The organism is Nitratidesulfovibrio oxamicus, assembly GCF_015731765.1.
In the GTDB taxonomy this organism is placed as follows: Bacteria; Desulfobacterota; Desulfovibrionia; order Desulfovibrionales; family Desulfovibrionaceae; genus Cupidesulfovibrio; species Cupidesulfovibrio oxamicus.
Genome location: NZ_VRYY01000534.1, coordinates 1 through 1,488, shown reverse-complemented (window position 1 = coordinate 1,488; position 1,488 = coordinate 1). Strand labels below are relative to the sequence as shown.

The window sequence follows — 1,488 nt, the reverse complement described above, 5'->3', positions numbered from 1 at the left end:
GCCGCGCCAACGAGACGACCGCATGATCGCCACGAACCCGGCGCGCGCAGGCTCCCCCTCGCCCGCCAGACCGCATGTCCACACCCCTGACGCCGCGCGCACCGCGGCGCACGGCGGCTCGTCCCCGGAAGAAATGCCGCCTGACGAAATGCCGCCTGACGAAATGCCGCCCGACGAAACCATTCCAGCCGTTGCGCACCATGGCGGCGCTTCATCCGCAGGGACACCCCGGCGCCCACAAGAGCCCGTCATCCCCGTCCCGTCCCCCGTGCCGGGGGTGGCCATTGCCGACGTGTTCACCCTGTTCCAGCCGCTGGTTTCCGTGCGCCGCCACGCCGTGGTGGGCATGGAAGCCCTGAGCCGGGGCCGCGTGCCCGGCGGCGCGGTGATGCCGCCCGACCTCATGTTTTCCACCGCCGCCGCCAGCGGCAGCGCACTGGAACTGGACCGCCTGTGCCGCGAGCGGGCCTTTGCCGCCTTTGCCCCGCTGGTACGCCGCAGGCCGGAACTGCTGCTGTTCGTGAACATCGACACCGCCGTGCTGCGGCGCGGCGTGGTGGGTTCCGGGCATATCCGGCAACTGGCAGAGGCCAGCCGGATCAGCCCCAACAACGTGGTGCTGGAGATCGTGGAATCGCAGGTGAACGACACCGACGCACTGATGGAGTTCGCCGCACGCCACCGCAAGCTGGGCTTTCTGGTGGCCCTGGACGATGTGGGCGCGGGGCATTCCAACCTGGAGCGCATCGCCGCGCTGAAGCCCGATGTGCTCAAGTTGGACCGTTCGCTGGTATCCGGCCTGCCCGATTCGTTCCATCGCCAGGAGGTGGTGCGGGCGCTGGTGGGCCTGGCCCGGCGCATCGGGGCCATGACCGTGGCCGAAGGCGTGGAGCACGAACGCGAGGCGGCCCTGCTGATGGACCTGGGGGCCGACGTGATGCAGGGCTTCCTGTTCGCGCATCCCTCGCCGGAAGGGGCGGTGGCCGAAGGCGGCACGGCCATGCACAACGTGGCCCGCGCCTACGCCGCGCTCACCCTGGCCCAGGTGGAGGAAGAGGAGCGCCGCGTGGCCACCCTGCGCGACGCCGTGCACCGCCTGCGCGAGGACCTGCACCACGCCTGCCCCGGCGACTTCGACATGCTGCTGGCCCGATACCTGAACGCGGAATCGGCCCTCGAATGCCTGTACGTGCTGGACGGCGCGGGCCGCCAGGTGTCGGACACGGCATGCAACCCCTACCGGCTCTCGGCCAGCAGGCGGTTCATCTACCAGCCCGCGCGGCGCGGCACCGACCATTCGCTGAAGGAATATTTCCTGCCCATGCGCAGCGGCATAGAGGAATGCCTGACCGCCCCGTACATTTCGCGGGCCTCGGGCAACCTGTGCGTGACCCTGGCGGTGCGTTTCACCGATGCCACGGGCGCGCCCCACGTGCTGTGCGCCGACGCGGGCCGCCCAGACCGCAGGCGGCGCGGCGCGTAGCCGCC

Annotated in this window: 1 protein-coding gene; it reads left to right on the top strand. The window is 70.8% G+C overall.

Going from position 1 to position 1,488, the window contains the following annotated elements:
* A partial coding sequence (locus tag FVW20_RS15045; protein WP_307831577.1) for an EAL domain-containing protein occupies positions 1 to 1,483 on the top strand: 1,483 nt, incomplete at its 5' end.
* Positions 1,484 to 1,488: the final 5 nt, after the last annotated feature.